Origin of the sequence: Pseudomonas sp. Lb2C2, assembly GCF_052112205.1 — a bacterium.
GTDB classification, from domain to species: Bacteria; Pseudomonadota; Gammaproteobacteria; order Pseudomonadales; family Pseudomonadaceae; genus Aquipseudomonas; species Aquipseudomonas kilonensis.
Genome location: NZ_JAUTYW010000003.1, coordinates 92,646 through 110,645, shown reverse-complemented (window position 1 = coordinate 110,645; position 18,000 = coordinate 92,646). Strand labels below are relative to the sequence as shown.

General features: G+C 60.2%; 14 protein-coding genes. 5 read left to right on the top strand and 9 right to left on the bottom strand.

Features of this window, described 5'->3' with window-relative positions:
* Positions 1–26: 26 nt before the first annotated feature.
* Both dprA and Q7F16_RS08835 read right to left on the bottom strand, forming a co-directional pair.
* Positions 27–1,121 carry a DNA-processing protein DprA gene (gene dprA, locus Q7F16_RS08840; protein WP_409555666.1) on the bottom strand — a complete coding sequence of 365 codons (1,095 nt, stop codon included), beginning with the start codon at positions 1,119–1,121 and terminating at the stop codon, positions 27–29.
* Positions 1,122–1,202: 81 nt separating this feature from the next.
* On the bottom strand, positions 1,203–2,228 hold the full coding sequence (locus Q7F16_RS08835; RefSeq protein WP_095974455.1) for a LysM peptidoglycan-binding domain-containing protein: 1,026 nt from the start codon (positions 2,226–2,228) through the stop codon (positions 1,203–1,205).
* Positions 2,229–2,397: 169 nt separating this feature from the next.
* On the opposite strand from Q7F16_RS08835, the gene def reads away from it, so the two are divergent.
* From def to Q7F16_RS08810, 5 genes are all read left to right on the top strand, one after another.
* Positions 2,398–2,904 (top strand): peptide deformylase, encoded by a 507-nt coding sequence (gene def / locus Q7F16_RS08830; RefSeq protein WP_003196300.1) that lies wholly within the window; start codon positions 2,398–2,400, stop codon positions 2,902–2,904.
* Positions 2,905–2,975: 71 nt separating this feature from the next.
* The gene (gene fmt / locus Q7F16_RS08825; RefSeq protein WP_409555665.1) at positions 2,976–3,935 is read left to right on the top strand and encodes a methionyl-tRNA formyltransferase; all 960 of its coding nucleotides are present in this window, start codon (positions 2,976–2,978) and stop codon (positions 3,933–3,935) included.
* Positions 3,932–5,242: a 16S rRNA (cytosine(967)-C(5))-methyltransferase RsmB gene (gene rsmB / locus Q7F16_RS08820; RefSeq protein WP_409555664.1), complete on the top strand. Its 1,311-nt coding sequence runs from the start codon at positions 3,932–3,934 to the stop codon at positions 5,240–5,242. Before fmt ends, rsmB begins: the two co-directional genes overlap by 4 nt.
* Before the next feature lie 24 nt (positions 5,243–5,266).
* Positions 5,267–6,640 carry a Trk system potassium transporter TrkA gene (trkA, locus tag Q7F16_RS08815; RefSeq protein ID WP_046064669.1) on the top strand — a complete coding sequence of 458 codons (1,374 nt, stop codon included), beginning with the start codon at positions 5,267–5,269 and terminating at the stop codon, positions 6,638–6,640.
* A 175-nt stretch (positions 6,641–6,815) separates the two neighbouring features.
* Complete coding sequence (locus Q7F16_RS08810) at positions 6,816–7,127, top strand: tetratricopeptide repeat protein (RefSeq protein WP_046064670.1); 312 nt, start codon at positions 6,816–6,818, stop codon at positions 7,125–7,127.
* Between the two features lie 202 nt (positions 7,128–7,329).
* On the opposite strand, the gene Q7F16_RS08805 is transcribed toward Q7F16_RS08810, so the two are convergent.
* From Q7F16_RS08805 to Q7F16_RS08775, 7 genes are all read right to left on the bottom strand, one after another.
* Positions 7,330–8,502 carry a hypothetical protein gene (locus Q7F16_RS08805; protein WP_409555663.1) on the bottom strand — a complete coding sequence of 391 codons (1,173 nt, stop codon included), beginning with the start codon at positions 8,500–8,502 and terminating at the stop codon, positions 7,330–7,332.
* Between the two features lie 259 nt (positions 8,503–8,761).
* On the bottom strand, positions 8,762–9,670 hold the full coding sequence (locus tag Q7F16_RS08800) for a DMT family transporter (RefSeq protein ID WP_409555662.1): 909 nt from the start codon (positions 9,668–9,670) through the stop codon (positions 8,762–8,764).
* Positions 9,671–9,673: 3 nt separating this feature from the next.
* The gene (locus Q7F16_RS08795; RefSeq protein ID WP_409555661.1) at positions 9,674–10,648 is read right to left on the bottom strand and encodes an aKG-HExxH-type peptide beta-hydroxylase; all 975 of its coding nucleotides are present in this window, start codon (positions 10,646–10,648) and stop codon (positions 9,674–9,676) included.
* 481 nt (positions 10,649–11,129) lie between these two features.
* The gene (locus tag Q7F16_RS08790; RefSeq protein ID WP_409555660.1) at positions 11,130–14,090 is read right to left on the bottom strand and encodes a bpX6 domain-containing protein; all 2,961 of its coding nucleotides are present in this window, start codon (positions 14,088–14,090) and stop codon (positions 11,130–11,132) included.
* Complete coding sequence (locus Q7F16_RS08785; RefSeq protein WP_409555659.1) at positions 14,077–15,912, bottom strand: hypothetical protein; 1,836 nt, start codon at positions 15,910–15,912, stop codon at positions 14,077–14,079. Before Q7F16_RS08785 ends, Q7F16_RS08790 begins: the two co-directional genes overlap by 14 nt.
* A complete protein-coding gene (locus Q7F16_RS08780) occupies positions 15,912–16,358 on the bottom strand; it encodes a bpX5 domain-containing protein (RefSeq protein ID WP_409555658.1) in 447 nt (148 codons plus the stop codon). Before Q7F16_RS08780 ends, Q7F16_RS08785 begins: the two co-directional genes overlap by 1 nt.
* Complete coding sequence (locus Q7F16_RS08775) at positions 16,355–17,476, bottom strand: AAA family ATPase (RefSeq protein WP_409555657.1); 1,122 nt, start codon at positions 17,474–17,476, stop codon at positions 16,355–16,357. The genes Q7F16_RS08780 and Q7F16_RS08775 overlap by 4 nt, the downstream gene beginning before the upstream one ends.
* Positions 17,477–18,000: the final 524 nt, after the last annotated feature.

The window sequence follows — 18,000 nt, the reverse complement described above, 5'->3', positions numbered from 1 at the left end:
CAGTTTACCGATCTTCCCCATAAAACCTAGCGCGCAAACCAGCGTCCGTTGTCGCAGGTGGCGCGTCCTTCCATCTCCAGTTCGGTCAACGCCGCCAGCACTTTGGGCAAGCCCCAGCCACTGGCGTCGGCCAACGCCTCGCTGCTCAGCGGCGCGGCATGCAGCAGGCGCAGCAGCGGATGGGTCACGGGCACGGGCTCCGAGGCCGGCGACAACCGCTGCCAGCCGCGCAGCGCTTCGAGGATGTGCTCGACGGTTTCCACCAACGCCGCACCGTCGCGGATCAACTGATGGCAGCCCCGGGCCCCGGGGTGATGGATCGATCCAGGAATGGCATACACCTCGCGGCCCTGTTCCGCCGCCAGTCGCGCGGTGATCAGCGAACCGCTGGCGACACTGGCCTCCACCACCAGCACGCCCAGGGACAAACCGCTGATGATCCGGTTGCGCCGCGGAAAGTTGCTGGCATGGGGCGGTGCGTCCAACGGGAACTCCGACAGCACCGCGCTGCCCTGGGCAATCATCACGTCCGCCAGCCGACGATTGCGCTGTGGATAAAAATTTTCCAGACCGGTGCCCAACACGCCGACGGTGCGCCCGCCAACATCCAACGCCGCCTGATGGGCCGCCGCATCGATGCCCAGGGCCAGGCCGCTGGTGATGACAAAACCGGCCCCGGCCAGGCTGCGGGAAAACGCCGCCGCAGTGTCCATGCCCGGCCGCGATGCCCGCCGACTGCCGACCATCGCCAGCTGGGGTTTTTCCAGGATCGAGGTGTCGCCAGCGACGAACAGCAGCGGCGGCGCGTCGCTGATCTGCGCCAGCAGCGCGGGGTAGTCGGGTTGGTCCCACATCAGTAAATGCTGGCCCGCACGCTCCAGCCAGGCCAATGCATGGGCGGCGCCGTCACGCACATCCGGGTTGCGCCGCGCCTCGGCACAGGCCAGCGGCAAGCCCAGCGCGCGCCAGGCGCTGGCCGGTGCACTGATGGCCTTGGAGGCCGAGCCGAAGGCCTCCATCAGGGTCATGAAACGTTTGGGTCCCAGCTCCGGCAAGCGGTGAAGGCGTAGCCGGGCCTCCAGTTCCGCAGGGGACACCGGCGTAGATTCAGGTAATGACATGCGATCAATCCTTGATCGTTATGAGCCCCGTTCAAACGGGAACAAGCTGTGGATAACTCTGTTGGTAACTTGTGAAACCCGTTATGGATTACGGACCTTGTCGAGCACCGCCAACGAGCGCGATGCGTATAGCACCAGGCCATAGCTGAGCTTGTCGTAGGTGCGGAAAACCATCAGCAGGCCGGCGCGCTCATCGGGGATCTTCACCCGCTCGCCCGTGATGCGGTCGCGTACGGTTTCACCGGTCTTCATCACCGCCAGCACATTGCCTTCGGCCAGCCCATCGCGGCGGCCCTTGTTCAGGGTGACCACGTCCAGCGCGCCGATCTGGGTCACGCCCCGGGGCACGTCCAGGATCAACCCGTGGATGTCTGATTTTGGCGCGCTTGGCATGAAGGTCGAGTTGATCGAGCGTTCTTCGCCACTGAACAGGCGATCACCCAGGCGCACTTCCTGGGTGGTGCGTTGCAGGGCCAGGGTGGTGACATCGCCTTCGGTGGCGACCACCTCGCCGCCGCCGATGTCGTCGGCGTTGATGCCCAAAAACTCCTTGGTCTCCGGGTCGGTGTAGACCTTGCCCTGGCGGAAGATGCCGTACGCCGACTGGCTCGCATCGAACGAGCCACGGGCAAAGACCCGATCCCCCATGCCGCTGAGCACCCGTTCGGCATTGCCGGCGACGACGTAGGGGGCCTTGTTGAAATCTTCGGGCGTGTCGACGATGCGGTTACTCAGCAGGAAGCTGTTGATGGCTTGCAGCGGAATGCTCGGGATGGCGTCGGCCACTGGCGAACTGCGAATGCGCGGCGACAGCTTGATGGTGCCGCGCGAGGTGCCGCGGTTGAGGGTCAGGCGCGGCTGGCCGTTGACGTAGACCAGCGACAGGGTGTCGCCCGGATAGATCAGGTTGGGGTTTTCGATCTGCGGGTTGGCCTGCCACAGCTCCGGCCATTTCCACGGCTCGCGCAGGTATTTGCCGGAAATGTCCCACAGTGTGTCTCCCGTCACCACCGTGTATTGCTGGGGAAAACCTTCCCGAAGTTGCACTTGCCCGTGCGCGATACCGGCCGAGGCCAGGAGCAGCAGGGCGAGTAGTGATTTCCTCATGCGGTGAATCCCTTTATTATGTGCGTTCGCGTAAAACGCCAGAGCCCCCGTGGCTCGCTGCTTAAGGAGCTATTCTCCACAAGCGCATCGTTTTACAACGGTAGCCTGCATCCCAAGACACGCCAGGCCAGCCACCCGACTTTACTTCACACGTGCATTTATCAAGCTTATGGCCATTTTGAACATTCTCGAATTTCCGGACCCGCGCCTGCGCACTATCGCCAAACCAGTGGCCGTAGTGGACGACGAAGTGCGTCAGTTGGTCGATGACATGTTTGAAACAATGTATGAAGCGCCAGGCATCGGCCTCGCCGCGACCCAGGTCAATGTGCACAAGCGTATCGTCGTCATGGACCTCTCCGAAGACCGCAGCGAACCGCGGGTGTTCATCAACCCCGAGTTCGAAACCCTGACCGACGAGATGGACCAGTACCAGGAAGGCTGCCTCTCGGTACCGGGCTTCTACGAAAACGTCGACCGCCCACAGAAGGTCAAGATCAAGGCCCTGGACCGTGACGGCCAGCCTTATGAGTTGATCGCCGAAGGCTTGCTGGCGGTGTGCATCCAGCACGAGTGTGACCACCTCAACGGCAAGTTGTTCGTGGATTACCTGTCTACCCTCAAGCGTGACCGCATCAAGAAAAAACTGGAAAAACTTCATCGCCAGAATGCTTGATGCCCCCCTTCAAAGGCTTGCCGCGGCAAGCCTTTTTCTTTTTGCGACTGCTTTGTAATTGAGAGCTACCCATGACTGAGCCCCTGCGCATCGTCTTTGCCGGCACTCCCGAATTTGCCGCCGAACACCTCAAGGCCCTGCTGGCCAGCCCCTACGAAATCGTCGCGGTCTACACCCAGCCTGACCGGCCGGCCGGTCGCGGGCAAAAACTGATGCCCAGCCCGGTCAAGCAGTTGGCCCTGGAGCACGGCATCGAAGTGTTGCAGCCGCCGACCCTGCGCGATGCGCAAGCCCAGGCTGAACTGGCGGCGCTGAAGCCGGACTTGATGGTGGTGGTCGCCTACGGCCTGATCCTGCCGCAAGTGGTGCTGGATATCCCGCGCCTGGGTTGCATCAACAGCCACGCCTCGCTGCTGCCGCGCTGGCGCGGTGCCGCGCCGATCCAGCGCGCCGTGGAAGCGGGCGATGCCGAGAGCGGCGTGACCGTGATGCGCATGGAAGCCGGCCTGGACACCGGGCCGATGCTGCTCAAGGTCAGCACCCCCATCAGCGCCGACGACACCGGTGGCAGCCTGCACGACCGCCTCGCGCTCATCGGCCCACCAGCCGTGGTCCAGGCGATCGCCGGCCTGGCCGCTGGCACCTTGCAAGGCGAAGTACAGGATGACAGCCTCGCCACCTACGCGCACAAACTGAACAAGGACGAAGCCCGCATTGACTGGAGCCGCCCAGCCGTCGAGCTGGAGCGCCTGGTGCGGGCCTTCAATCCTTGGCCGATCTGCCACAGCACCTTGAACGGCGAAGCCCTGAAAGTACTGGCGGCCAGTTACGCCGAAGGGAAGGGCGCACCGGGTGAAATCCTCAGCGCCAGCAAGGATGGCCTGGTCGTGGCCTGCGGTGAACAGGCGTTGTGCCTGACGCGCCTGCAACTGCCCGGTGGCAAGGCGCTGAACTTCAGCGATCTGTTCAACAGTCGCCGTGAGAAATTTGCCGTTGGCACTGTGCTCGGCCAAGCGACGGACGCCTCATGAACCCGCGTCTGGCCGCCGCCAAGGCACTTGCCGCCGTCCTCAGCGGAAAAGCCTCCCTCAACAGCTCCCTGCCGACTCAACTGGACAAGGTGGAAGACCGTGATCGCGGTTTCACCCAAGACCTGGCGTTCGGCACCGCCCGTTGGCAGCCGCGGCTGTCGGCCCTCGCGGCGAAGTTGTTGCAGAAGCCGTTCAAGGCCGCCGATGCCGACGTCGAGGCGCTGCTGCTGGTGGGGCTCTATCAACTGCTCTACACCCGCGTCCCGGCCCACGCCGCCATCGGCGAAACCGTGGGCTGCGCCGACAAGCTGAAGAAGCCCTGGGCCAAGGCCCTGATCAATGCCGTGTTGCGCCGCGCCCAGCGGGAAAGCGAAACCTTGTTGGCCGAACTGGAGCACGACCCGGTGGTCCGCACGGCGCACCCGCGCTGGTTGCAGAAATCCCTGAAGGCGTTCTGGCCCGAACAATGGGAAGCCATCTGCGCGGCCAACAATGCCCACCCGCCGATGATCCTGCGGGTCAACCGCCGCCACCATACCCGCGACGCCTACCTGGCGTTGCTGGGCGAGGCGGGCATCCCGGCCATCCCGTGCCAGTACAGCCGCGACGGCATCGTCCTGGAAACCCCCGGCGATGTGCGTGCCTTGCCGGGCTTTGCCGAGGGCTGGATCAGCGTCCAGGACGAAGCCGCCCAACTGGCCGCCGACCTGCTGGACCTGGCTCCCGGCCAACGGGTGCTGGACGCCTGCTGCGCGCCGGGAGGCAAGACCTGTCACATCCTTGAGGTCGAGCCGAAGCTGGCTGGCGTGGTGGCGGTGGACCTGGAAGCCAAGCGCCTGGTGCGCGTGAAGGAAAACCTCGAACGCCTGGGCCTGGAGGCCGAGCTGATCGCCGCCGATGGCCGCGACACTGCAACCTGGTGGGACGGCAAGCCGTTCCAGCGCATTCTCCTTGACGCGCCATGCTCGGCCACCGGCGTGATCCGCCGCCATCCGGACATCAAGCTCACCCGCCAGCCGGACGACATTGCGGCGCTGGCCGTGTTGCAGGGCGAACTGCTCGATGCCCTGTGGCCGACCCTGGAAGTGGGCGGCATGCTGCTCTACGCCACCTGCTCGACCTTGCCGACCGAGAACACCGACGTGATCGACGCCTTCCTCGCCCGCACCCCAGGCGCCCGGGAGCTGGACATTGCCAGCCAGGCCGGCCTCAAGCAGCCCCATGGCCGGCAGTTGCTGGCCCAAGAGGGCGGACATGATGGGTTCTATTACGCCAAGCTGATCAAGATCGCCGCCGCACGCGGTTAAGACCGATTCGATAGGAGTGACTGGATGAAAATCATCATCCTCGGCGCAGGACAAGTCGGCGGTTCGCTGGCGGAACACCTGGCCAGCGAGGCCAACGACATCACCGTGGTCGACACCGACGGCGAACGCCTGCGTGACCTGGGTGACCGTCTCGACATCCGCACCGTACAAGGCCGCGGATCGTTGCCCACGGTGCTGCGCCAGGCCGGCGCCGACGACGCCGACATGCTCGTGGCCGTGACCAACAGCGACGAAACCAACATGGTCGCCTGCCAGGTCGCCCACACGTTGTTCCACACCCCGACCAAGATCGCCCGGGTGCGCGAAGCGTCCTACCTGACCCGCGCCGACCTGTTCGACAACGAAGCGATCCCGGTGGACGTGCTGATCAGCCCCGAGCAGGTGGTGACCAACTACATCAAGCGCCTGATCGAGCACCCCGGGGCCTTGCAGGTGATCGACTTTGCCGAAGGCAAGGCACAACTGGTGGCGGTCAAGGCCTACTACGGCGGGCCGCTGGTGGGCCAGCAACTGCGCCAGTTGCGCGAGCACATGCCGAATGTGGATACCCGCGTTGCGGCGATTTTCCGCCGTGACCGGCCGATCCTGCCCCAGGGCGACACGGTGATCGAAGCCGACGACGAGGTGTTTTTCATCGCCGCCAAGGCGAATATTCGCGCAGTCATGAGCGAAATGCGCCGCCTGGACGAGAACTACAAGCGCATCGTCATCGCTGGCGGCGGGCAGATCGGCGAACGCCTGGCCGAAGCCATCGAAAGCCGCTACCAGGTCAAGATCATCGAGATGAACCCGGCGCGCTGCCGCTACCTCTCCGACACCCTCGACAGCACCGTGGTGCTGCAGGGCAGTGCTTCGGACCGCGACCTGCTGCTGGAAGAGAACATCGCCGACGCCGACATCTTCCTGGCCCTGACCAACGACGACGAAGCCAACATCATGTCGTCGCTATTGGCCAAGCGCCTGGGGGCGAAGAAGGTCATGACCATCATCAACAACCCGGCCTACGTCGACCTGATCCAAGGTGGCGACATCGACATCGCCATCAGCCCGCAACTGGCAACCATCGGCACCTTGCTGGCCCACGTGCGCCGCGGCGACATCGTCAGCGTCCACTCCCTGCGCCGCGGCGCGGCCGAAGCCATCGAGGCGATTGCCCACGGCGATGCCAAGTCCAGCAAAGTGATCGGCAAGGCCATCCGCGACATCGGCCTGCCACCCGGCACCACCATCGGCGCGATCATCCGCGACGAAGAAGTACTGATCGCCCACGACGACACCACCATCCAGACCGGCGACCATGTGATCCTGTTCCTGGTGGATAAGAAGCACATTCGCGATGTGGAGAAGCTGTTCCATGTGGGATTGAGCTTCTTCTGATCCAGGCTTTGCGGTGGCAGTCATGGCCTCATCGCGAGCAAGCTCGCTCCCACACAGGGTCTCCATTGCTCACAAATATCGTGAGCAACCCCCAACCCCTGTGGGAGCGAGCTTGCTCGCGATAGCTATCCAACAGCCACTGATCAACCCCTGACACACCGATAAGGACGCCCCCATGCTCGACTCCCTGGAAAAAATGCTCGCCAAGGGTGTGGACAACGCCCTGCTGCGCTTCGGCCTGGGCAAGGGTTACCTGGACCTCGGCGAATTCACCCGCGCCGCCGAACACTTCCAACGCTGCGTCGAATTCGACCCCAAGTACTCGGCAGCCTGGAAACTCCTAGGCAAGGCCCACCAAGGCCAAGGCGACCTACCGGCAGCCCGCCAAGCCTGGGAGCAAGGCCTGGAAGCCGCCCGCGCCCATGGCGACAAACAGGCCGAAAAAGAAATGACCGTGTTCCTCAAAAAACTGGACCGCCACCCCTGAACGCCACGCCCCTGTGGCGAGGGAGCTTGCTCCCGCTTGAGTGCGAAGCACTCACCCCCCAATCCACCGCCGATCCGCTAAAAGCTCAGCCGACGCAAAATCTGTGGGAGCAAAGCTTGCTCGCGATAGCGATGGACCAGCCAAACCCGTTGTCGACAAACCTGCCCCAATCGGGGGCTATGTCACCCCCGGATAAGGACTATCAGGCACCCGCTGTTACCGGGCTCGTGTGCCCCTGGGCAAAGCGAGTCGCCGATGTCTGCAGCAATAGGACAATGGACAAGGTAATCATCAGAAACGGTATCAGCCACGCGCTCTCGATCAATGCCAGCTGCAGGCTGAGGATTAACAGCAGGACCGGTGTTGCGAGGGCATTCGCCCGGCTAACACACGCACCAACGGCAGCCTCGCTGTAGCGGTAGGCAATGGCTGCTCGGATATGCACCCGCGCACCGCCAAAGGCCATGCCAAGGATCAGCAGGCTCAGCGCCTTGAGCACCAGGGTATCTGGCACCATAAACCATACCGCTGCGGAAATGACGGCCAGCCCGATCAGCCCCGAGAGAAATACCGATAGATTGCGACCGGTATTACTCAGAATGATCAGCACTCCCACCAACGCCATCCCCATGCCAAACACTGCATCCAGCACACCAAGCTCAAATAGCGCCCAGCCATGGCTCGACACATACACGGGAAGCATGAAGTTGAAGGCACCGAGAATCGGCCAGATCAGTACCATCGGCACAAACAGGGTGAGTGGAAGCTTGGCTGGCGCAACTGTCTCGCTAGCCTCTTGTGCCACCACCGAGAGACCATGGCGGATGTAACAAATCGCCGATACCAGCAGGAATCCTGCGCCCAGAAAAATGAAGAACCCCATACCCGGCAGTATCGGCATCAAGCCGGCTGCCAACAACGGCCCAATCATCAGGGCCGCTTGACCGGTTGCAGTGGTTGCACCACTGATTCGTCTGACAGAGGCTTCATCCATACCGCGCTGAACCTGGGTGAACCACATATCCAAGCTGGCTTCGAGTAGCATGAACACCAACCAGACAAAAAGGTTGGCGGCTAGCAGAGCGATGGTGATGTCTCGGCTTGCCCCTACCACCAGGCTGAGACCGGCCAGACAAAACGTAAACCAGCTGCTCATTTTTCGCCCGTTCATTCGCGCCGACAGCCGCTTGATAATCACCGGCGTGATGAAGGCCGGAATGAAGGAGCAAAAAATCGCCAAGGCCAAAGGTAAATAACCACCTTCGTTCTGGTTGAGGATGGTCCACGTCAGGGAGACCACCAATGCCCCGGAGCATAGGCGGTAAGCCGTTGAGCAGACTAAAAAAATGACCAATTCTTTTGAAAAATTCTTCATGAAGATTTCCCTATCGTGAGCGTTTCGGCATGACGGAAGCGAACGGCATCCTTGAGCGTTGTGAACGACCGCTTGGACCATGATCAATACTGGCCATAGCGTTTTTGTGCACGCTAAAACCCCGTTTTTAAGACGCTTTGAAAGTTAAACTAACGAGCAAAAAATGCATTCCAGAATGACAAGTGAAACGCACTTTTTTTGGGCGGTTTGGCCGAAGGGGCATTGAAGTGGTGCATGCGTTCCTGCGGCAAATTTTATTTCATCTTTGTATGGCGGTCTTGTTAAACAACATCTCAATGTTATGTCGTAGATTGAACAAGATCACGCCGCAGAAAACCAAGCCTATCGATAGAATGACTGTTCCGTTTATCGGGTAGCTGAAAAACAGGTAGGAAATGATGATGGCGAAAAACGGAACCAGCAAGCCAATGGGGGCCACGGTGGAGCCGGAATATTTTCTGATGTTGTAGTTCCATATCCAGTACCCCAGCAGAGTCGTCACGTAAGACTGTGAGATCAGCGACACTATGACTTTGTAGTTTATCGCATCCTTCAGACTATAGAATGACTCGGCACCTTCAAAGTACAAGGCAAGAACAAATAGAACTGGAAGGCTAAATAAGAAGCTCCAAACCATAAAGGGTAGCAGGTCTTTAGGCTTGTATTTTTGAATAATGAAAGTACACAGGCTAAAGCAAAAAGCTGCGAGCAAGCAGATAGCAATACCCAACGGACCTGAACCCTGATTGTTATTAATTAGCATAAAGAAAAGACCAGAGAGTGATATCGCGAGGGCGATAAGGCTGATGTTGGAAGCTCTTTCCTTAAAGGCAATCAAGCCAATGATAAATGTAATGAATGCGCTGAGCTGAATGATGAGGGATACAGTGCCGGGAGAAGTACCTGTATAGATGGCAATGTTGGCGCACCCCCATATTCCGCCACCAAACAATATTCCATAGGCGGCGAGCACATAAGCTGGAATCTTAGGTCTTGGCATGAAAAATACAAACGGGAAGACGCAAAGCGAAAACCTGATGAAGGTCATCACGAAGGGTTTGATTTGTTCAAGCCCTACTTTAATCAAGGCGAAGTTTCCCCCCCAGATCAGCGCCACTAGCAATAAGAATGCGTAATCATGTGAGGCGATTTTTTTAAAACTGTTCATTGCTCAGAATCCACTTTTCAGCATGTCATCATAGACATTACGAAAAGGTGATATTTTGGTCATTTCCTGCAAGCATTCATCGAAAATCTGTTGTCCCATGGGCGTCAACACACCGTCCCGCTTGATCTGCGCTGCGGTCGCGAAAAATCTCTTCTCAGCCACCCGCCCTTTCTCAAGCGCCTCCTCTGCGAGTTTTCCAGGCGCTATTTTCCCCAAGCCAGCCATCGCCAGTGCAATTCTAGCCAGTACGAAAAGTGCGTGAAATATACCGAGCATGGGACGTGCGTCAGGCCTGAATGGCGCTGTGTATAATTCACTCTCTGGATTCAAAACAAACTTATCATCTGTGCTTTTTAAAAACAGTCTTAAATGGGCGGCCTCATGGACTACCTGTTGTGCGTAATAGATGGGGCTATGGACTTCATCGGCCCATATCAAAACCAGCCCTAATAAATTGTAACTGCTGGCCGATCTGACATGGTATTCATCACCAGGCCCCGTCAATACTATTTCATCTATTAAGATCTCAGCTTCATTGTAGAGGTCTAACGATTGGGCCTTGAGAAGTTCTATGCCTTCGATTAATTTGGCTTTCTCAACCTCAGCAACATCAGCGCTGATGAAACCAATACTGATTTTGCCAGACGCCTCTTCTCGTACTTCATCGGCAACCAAGTCGATTTCTTCTTTTCGGTTGTTTTCAGAGAAGCCAGAAACCCTGAATCCTTCTGATCCTTGTCTTTCGTTTTGCTTGGCTTCTTGAAAAAACTGTAAGCCTGAATCTGCATCGTTGGCTTGCAAGCTTTTGATGCACTTATTGTAGAATGCGAAAGACTTCCAAGACAGCTTGGTCACAGAGTCGGATTTTTGATAGTCATCATTAAACACGCTTGCCAAGTAGCTCATCGACTCTTTGTATTGATTGAGCAATGCGTAGGAATCTTGGCGATACTCTTCATTTGTGATTAAGATGCTCACTTGATTTCTCCTTGAAAGCGGACTCTCCATAAAAAGAAGGACCGCCATAGCGATATGGCAGTCCTTCTAATAAATCACCGTCGAAATTTATTCGCCGATAGATTTGTTTACGCTCGACAGCGCAACCATTGCAGTCAGGCTCAGTGCGGATTGAGATACGATCAGTTTGGACATATCGAGTTTCATAAAAAGCTCCATTTTTTTGAAAGATTATGCCGTTCGCATTTCATTGCAAGGCAGAGCGAAACTAACATAATCATTTTGATAAATGACACTATTATTTTTTTGCGTCATATATTCATTTGCTATATTGGATCCAATTTGCAGGAATATAGATTGTCGCTTGGCCGTCGAAAGGTGTAAGCAGAATTCCTTACGTTGAGGATCGCTTTGCGTCGGGCTGAACTCATGCAAAACAGCTTTTTTGTGGCGAGGGAACTTGCTCCCGCTTGAGTGCGAAAGCACTCATAAAACCCGTGCGTCACTGCACCGACAGAGTTCGAGTCATAGAGCTGGTTGTGTCGATATGCAACAGCCGGCCCTGATGGTCGAAAATTACCCATTCTTTGCCCACGCAACGCAGTTGCGCATCATGCAGCGGCCAATGCAGGACGGCGCATAGCCGGTCACTGTAGCGGTGGATGAAGTGCCAGCGTGCGTCATCGTCGCCGGTTGCGTAGCACACCACCAGCCACTGCTCGAACGAGTAGATGTGCAACGGATCGGTAAACGCTTGAATCAGACCGGGCAAGGGATAGCGCTTGCTCGTGCCGCTCTCGTATGCCATCAGCATGGGGTCGCTGTCGGCTGGGTGCTCGATCCAGAACTCAGTGGTCCGGCCTGCCGCGTTATACACCTGCCAACTGTGTTCCTGACGCCGCGCGGGCATGGATTCGCGGCTGAGCAATCGGCGGTCGGGCAGGCGGTAATGCCAGAGCTGAAAATTGTGTGGAGTGTCCAGCAATAAGGATTCGTTGCGCTCGTCGTCCCGAAGGAAGCCAATCTGCCCGGGCAGATCGCCGATGTGCCAGAGTGTCTCGAACCGGCGATCCACATCCACGACGCGCAATTGCGAGCCTCGGCCGACGGTCCAGGCCGTGCCGTCGAAATGCTTGGCGAAGGCGTCCAGCATCAGCACGCCCAGATCGCTGGCGCTGCGATTGACCAGATCCAGTTTGCAGATGCGCCAGACGTCGCCGCGACGCGCCAGCGCCAGCGCGACCTGTCGGCTGTGGCCCAGCACGAGGGTCTGAGCGGGCACCGGAAAGTGAAAGGCCGTCTTGCCGCTTGCCTCGACCACCGATGCGCCAGCTTCGCCCAGTGCCAGGAGGTAGCGTCCGTCAGCCAAGGGCACGGCATCGCAGAGTATCCGGTTGCCTCTTTCTGGCGCCGTAAACGACAAGGGGGTGCTTGCCCGCTCAAGGCCCTGATTGAGAAGTCTGTTCTTGGGCAGGGCGCTGCCAGGCAGGTCCGCTTGTAGCAGCTTGTCCTTGCTCATTTTTACCAGCGCTTGAAGCTGGTTCTGGGTGAGATGAGCGTGTGGCCCGGCCTGATCACAGATCATCGCCCGCACGGTCGCGGCAGCCAGCCAGGCCAGCGCGGGACTGTGGGCCTTGTGCGTCAGCAGCGCCTGGGCCAGTGTGGCGCGCTCCATGACCCGCTCGGGGTCGTCGCGCAGTTTTTCGACCCAGGTTTCGTATGTCGAGAGGGTGTCGGGAAGCAGGATAGCCCGTTTCACCAGCGCGCCGATCGCCAGGCTACCTCCTGCGGCCTCGGCGGCCAGCAGCCATTGCGTGGCGCGTTCGTGCTCTGCGGGCAGACTCCAGATCACGTCCACCGCCTGCAACCACAACCCTTTTTCGGTCAGGGCCAGCGCCCATTCCAGACGCAGGCGCGCGGCGGCTTCTGGCCATTTCTTTTCGAGCAGGATGACGGCATCGGCGAACGCGTTGTCGCGCCGCGCGACTTGCAACGCTCGCTGCCAATCCCCGGCCAGGCACAGCATACGGACGATGGTCGAGGTGGGCATGTCCCAGGCCAGCGCAAGGTCAGCCGCCTGTTGATAGCGCTGGTGCTTTTCCAGATAGTCGAGCGCTTCCTGTCGTGCCCTCAACAGTTCGGCCAGGACAAACACGGCTTCCTCGATACGTCCCTCGCGATCCAGTCGCTCAAAAGACTGCCGGTAGACTTGCTTGAGGTGGGTTTCAAGATCTGCCTCAAACAGCATGCTGGTGCGAGGCCCTGAATGCTGGGTGAGCGCCAGATCCTGGCGCCTGCTGGGTGTGCCGAAGGCTTGACCTGCGTTGCCCTGGCCGCCGCCCAGCGGAATGGCGTGGCGCAGTGCTTCTTCCAGATCGCCGTTTTCGAACATTTCCAGCATGCGTTGCATGTAAGCGGCCTGTCGCTTTCCGTAAAGCGCTGACAAGCGTGAATTCTGAGTCAGGCGCGTCAGCCAGCGCCGCCACCTGGCCGGGCCACGTGGCTGGCCCGACGCCCGTTGCGGCACGGGCGGCTTTGAGGGGCGGGCGACATTGGCGGTAGTGGACGCAGGCGTGTTGCTTGCTGCTGAGTGTGTACCATTGCGCCGCATCCAGGCACGCACGGCCATCAGTATCAGGGTGAAGAGCGCCGCGCCGATGACCGTCCAAACCAAGACACTGCCCAGATCGAATGTGGAGGGATCCACAGGGCGCGGCGACTTGGTTCTTTCGGCAGCAGGGGTAGCGGTCGGCAACTGCGGACCGTTAAGGGATAGAAATTGGTAAAGGCCAATACCCACGGCCAGCGCAATTAAACCTAGCAGGCCGTTTTTCAACTCGCCGGTACTATGCCGGTTGTTCGCCGTGCCTGGCGTGTGACGCGCCGCAGTTACGCCAGGCACGGCGGCCTGACGCTGGCGCTCCAGCAGAGCTTGCATCACCGCCTCCCGCTCGGGGCTGACCGGCGCAAGCGAGTCACCCAGGATTTCCCGTATGTCGGTCTGTACTGCCAGAGGGTCGGCTTGTGGTTCCGGCAATACGTCTTGGCAGTCGTAAGTGTCGAGTAGCGCGTACTGGCTGACGTCGATCCATTGACCGGGGGCCAGCGCAGTGGCGTCGCGCAGGTGCAGGGCATTGACCTGCGTGCCGCGTACCAGCCAGACATCGGCGTGGGCCAGGCGCTGCATTTCTTCAGGACTCAACCGGGCTGAGCAAAGCGTTCGGCCTTGGCGAATCAGTGGCCAACCCGCGAGCCCTTCACAAAGCATGGCGCGTGCCTTGGGAAAGCGCAGCAGGTCGCCGTCGGCAAAGCGTTCGGCCCTGGCGTCGGTTTGCCAGTGGGTGAGTATCAGCCGCGCCCGTTCCTGTTCGCTGAAGCGCTCGACGGGGAACCACAGCGCCTCGATCGGTTGATAACCGCTCAGTGCCGGACGGCGAATAATGACTGCATTAGGTCCGGACATGGGTGTCGTCCTCCGACTGCGTTTGTGCCTGATTGCACATGACCTGCAGCACCATGCGCTCGTCCCGGACCGCATACACCACCAGTTCCCGAGCCTTGGTCAGGGCGGCGACCAGCCCGCTCATCGGGCAAAAGTTGATCCTGGCAATGGTCTCGTTGGTGGTGAATAGCACACGTTGCTCACCCCCGCAGTACAGGGCGACGGTCTGCTGGTTGGGGCCGAGCAGGACCATGGACAGCGCCTCGTCCTCCCCAATCAACAACCCCAGGCCTTTCCAGCCGGGTGCCAGATCGATCTGTCTGGTCTGAAGGTCCGGAGCCACCATCTGCCACTGCTGCTGCCCGTCGACCAGGCGCATCCACGCGCAACCGTGGAAGGCGCGCTCCCAGCATGGACTTGCCGGGAACAGAACCTGATCGACGTCGACGTCCTTCGCCGTGCCGATCACATGGCCTGTGGACTGGCTGACCCAGGGGTTGAGCCGGTGGACATACAATCGACCGGCATCGTGGCGCAGATAGGCCAGCATGTTGCGATCGACCTGCGCCATGCCCACCACCTTATCGGCTATCGAGTGGGTGACACCGGGCTGGTGCGGGGTGGGCAGCTTGCCATTGTCGACCACCCAGAAGGCCAGATGACCTTTATTGTCGAGCAGGAAAACCCTGCCGTAGGTGCCGTTGTGCAACCACACCATGGGCAGCAGGGTGGCAGTGCCCGGGGGCATCTGCAGTTGCTCACGCCCGGGCCGGGCAACGGGATTGAGGCCAGGCATGTTCCAAAAGATCAGTTGCTTGTCGAGGCTCAGGATCGCACCGGGCATGCGGCCCGGGAACGTGATCGCCAGCGGCGTGCTGCGGTTATTCCAGAGCGTGCGGCGAACATCGAGCGGCTTTTTCTGCCGGGGAGCTGGAAGCTTGATCACCACAAGCCCAGGCTCGTCGAGCAGTTTCAGGGCGACATGGAAGCCGCTGCTGGCAATGATCGGGGCCAGCGTCAGCGCAACCCTTGGAATGAGGGACTTGACCGCGGTGCGAGCCATCTGTCGCGCGATGTCGAACTCGCCCTTGATCAATTGCAAGGCAGGGCGCTGGTCGGGGTTGGGCAGGGCAACTTGTCGGGTGGCCCGGTCTTGCAGCGCGACCATCAGGCTGCGGCCATCGAGGCTGCGCTGTATCTGGACCCGATGAGTGCAGGAGCGGGCGTCGGTGGCGGGCAGCCGTTGGCCGACGATCCAGCGTTCGCCGCTGTCGTAATCCTGCTCCGACAGCCAGGCGCGCCAGGTGTGCCAGTGCTCATCGCCGACGGTCTGGTACGTGCGGGCGTCGAGCAGTTGCTTCAAATGCGCTGCGCTCTTGAACTCTTGCAACTGTGGCGCGTTTTGCAGGATACCCCAGCGCAGCTCGGCCCCGGCTTCGCTGGCACGGCGGGCGAGCAGGATCAGCAGCGCCAGGTGCACCAGTCGCGGCCCGCCCAGTTGCAGTGGGCCGGCGTCGAACAGCACAACGATCATGCGGTTGGCCTGATGAGTGCGATATTGCGGTGCCAGGAACAGATGTTCGCCCACTGCCGCCCTGCGCAGAAATTCGTCGGGTAGCTCATCGGCCAGCAACCACTCGCTGGCCAACAGTCGTTCATACGGACCACGGCGTTGCAGATCGCCAAGGCCGTCGGGTTCGGGTACGCCGCCCTGCTGCATGCCGCGCAAGGGGCCTAGCAGCGGATTGAGGCGTGCGAACAGATCCGCCAGCAATGGCAGCTGTTCGGGGGGAAACCATTGCAGCCAATCTCGCCAGGGTTGCAGGGATTGCGGTAATTGCATCAGCGACCTGCCCACTCATCCTGAATGCGTTGTAGATGCCGGGTCGTGACGGGCAGGCATCGGTCGAGCGGCACCACTACCCTGGGGGCATGCCACAGCAGCAGTGGCGCGCGCGTGAATCTGCCGAGCAGCGCTTGCCCCATCAGATCCAGCGGTGCGTCGGGTTCCCAACTGGTGGGCAGCCAGAGGCCGGGTGCGGCGGGCTCGGTGCAGGCGTAATCGACGCCCTCGACCCACGGCAGGTTATCGGCATTGCCCGTGACGATCAGCACGTCACGGTTGGCAGTGGCTTGCAGGTGCGCAGTCTGGTCTTCGGGCATGCGCAGCAGCCGTGCGTGCAGGCGCGCCGCGACTTCGCCCCAGGCCACGGCAGCCTGTGGTTGACCGGGTTCGCGCCGCACTCGCCAGTTCCAGTCGATGACAGTGGCGGCGACCATGTTCGTCATGCCTGGGTTGTCAGCAGATGGGCCACTTGTCCGCGGGCCTCATGCAGACGCTGGGGAATGGTCTGGCTGTTGAAGTTGGCATCGATTTCGCGCAACAGTGCTTCCAGCAACGGGCTGGCAGGCGGTTCGCTGCGCCCCAGGTAATCCTCTGCCGTTTCAAGCAGACGATGCAGGCGAGCCATCGGTTGCAGCGTCGCTTCCTCGACGGCACTGAACAGATGGCTGTTGCTGCACTGGGCAAAAAGATCCTGCAACACCTCACGGCCGTGTTGCTGGATTTCCCGGGTCGGCAGCACGTAAAGCAGCGGCCAGAGGTCGGCTTCGCTGGCTTCCAGATGCCCACGCAGCAAAGCCGCCGCTGCGATCAGGCGCTGGGATTTGACGATACGTCGGTCGGAGAGCTGTATACCGGCCTCCCGCAACCGGCGGATGGCCTGGGCCAGCGCTGGCCGCACCTGTGACAAATCGACGTCCTTGAGCGCGTGGCCCAGCGTGTCGAGCTGGGTCAGCCCCAGCAGTTGCGGAACCGGGCGCTGCTCCGACTGCCAGCCGCCAGCCAGCATCGCTTCGAGCTGGTTGTCGGGTACTGCCTCCACGAACAGGTGCAGCAAAAAGCGGTCGCCGAAGGCCGCCAGCGATTCATCGTCGGGCAGGCCGTTCGCCGCTGCGACACAGACGCGCAAGGGACACTGGACCTGTGTGTGACCACGGCGAAAACGTCGTTCGTTGAGCACGCCAAGCAGGGTGTTGAGGATGGCCGTCGAGCCCAGGAACACTTCATCCAGGAACACAATGTCAGCTTCAGGCAGCATGCCGCTGATATCGGTTTCAACCGTGCCTTCACGCAGCTTCTTCAGATCGACCGTGCCAAATAATTCCGAAGGCTCGGTAAAGCGGCCCAGCAGGTACTCGAAGTAGCGACCGCCCATGGACTGCGCGACCCGACGCACCACGGCGCTTTTCGCCGTGCCGGGCGGGCCCACCACCAGAATGTGCTCCTGGGCGACAGCCGCCAGTACGATCAGCTCGGCCAACTGCTCGCGACCGACCAAGCCCTCGGTGGCTGCGCGAACGGCGTGACGGATCTGACTGGCGGCGAGATCGAGCGAAGCGGACATGGGGCATCTTCCTTGAGTCTGGAGGGGCACATCTTGCCTGAAGGATAGGGCGAACTGGCAAGTTCATCGGCATGCGATGTGCAAGCTTGAGCCTGTATGCGTCAGCCCTTACTGGGTATTTGGTGGAGTGTTTATGAGGTGGCGGCGGATTGAGGAGGTTGGCGGAAGGAAAAACGGGCAGATTCGCCCCGTGGCGAGGGAGATTGCTTCCGCTTGAGTGCTAGAAAATGCCGGCATCAGTACATAACTTTCACCTCCCGCTGCACGAAGGTCGTCTTTGTCTCGCAGATACTCCTCAATGCTGAAGCAACTAGCTACCGTCTCAAGCGCACCGGATCTGACCTCTACCAAGTGGGCATTGACGCCTACATAGCAATACTCGGTCTTACCATGCACCACACAGTCCTCGGTGTTGCAGCGAATTATCCAGTAGTCGCCATTCGGAGAAAGCTCGCAAGACTGGATAACAAATCGTTCCGGACCGCCGTCTCTGACCGACTCTTTATGGAGGTCGAGGACGATTG

What these genes read in the sequence shown, in the direction of transcription:
- dprA (WP_409555666.1), bottom strand. Translation starts at nt 1,121, where the DNA reads ATGTCATTACCTGAATCTACGCCGGTGTCCCCTGCGGAACTGGAGGCC.
- Q7F16_RS08805 (WP_409555663.1), bottom strand. Translation starts at nt 8,502, where the DNA reads ATGAAGAATTTTTCAAAAGAATTGGTCATTTTTTTAGTCTGCTCAACG.
- Q7F16_RS08835 (WP_095974455.1), bottom strand. Translation starts at nt 2,228, where the DNA reads ATGAGGAAATCACTACTCGCCCTGCTGCTCCTGGCCTCGGCCGGTATC.
- Q7F16_RS08785 (WP_409555659.1), bottom strand. Translation starts at nt 15,912, where the DNA reads ATGCAATTACCGCAATCCCTGCAACCCTGGCGAGATTGGCTGCAATGG.
- Q7F16_RS08780 (WP_409555658.1), bottom strand. Translation starts at nt 16,358, where the DNA reads ATGACGAACATGGTCGCCGCCACTGTCATCGACTGGAACTGGCGAGTG.
- Q7F16_RS08800 (WP_409555662.1), bottom strand. Translation starts at nt 9,670, where the DNA reads ATGAACAGTTTTAAAAAAATCGCCTCACATGATTACGCATTCTTATTG.
- fmt (WP_409555665.1), top strand. Translation starts at nt 2,976, where the DNA reads ATGACTGAGCCCCTGCGCATCGTCTTTGCCGGCACTCCCGAATTTGCC.
- Q7F16_RS08810 (WP_046064670.1), top strand. Translation starts at nt 6,816, where the DNA reads ATGCTCGACTCCCTGGAAAAAATGCTCGCCAAGGGTGTGGACAACGCC.
- rsmB (WP_409555664.1), top strand. Translation starts at nt 3,932, where the DNA reads ATGAACCCGCGTCTGGCCGCCGCCAAGGCACTTGCCGCCGTCCTCAGC.
- Q7F16_RS08775 (WP_409555657.1), bottom strand. Translation starts at nt 17,476, where the DNA reads ATGTCCGCTTCGCTCGATCTCGCCGCCAGTCAGATCCGTCACGCCGTT.
- Q7F16_RS08790 (WP_409555660.1), bottom strand. Translation starts at nt 14,090, where the DNA reads ATGTCCGGACCTAATGCAGTCATTATTCGCCGTCCGGCACTGAGCGGT.
- trkA (WP_046064669.1), top strand. Translation starts at nt 5,267, where the DNA reads ATGAAAATCATCATCCTCGGCGCAGGACAAGTCGGCGGTTCGCTGGCG.
- def (WP_003196300.1), top strand. Translation starts at nt 2,398, where the DNA reads ATGGCCATTTTGAACATTCTCGAATTTCCGGACCCGCGCCTGCGCACT.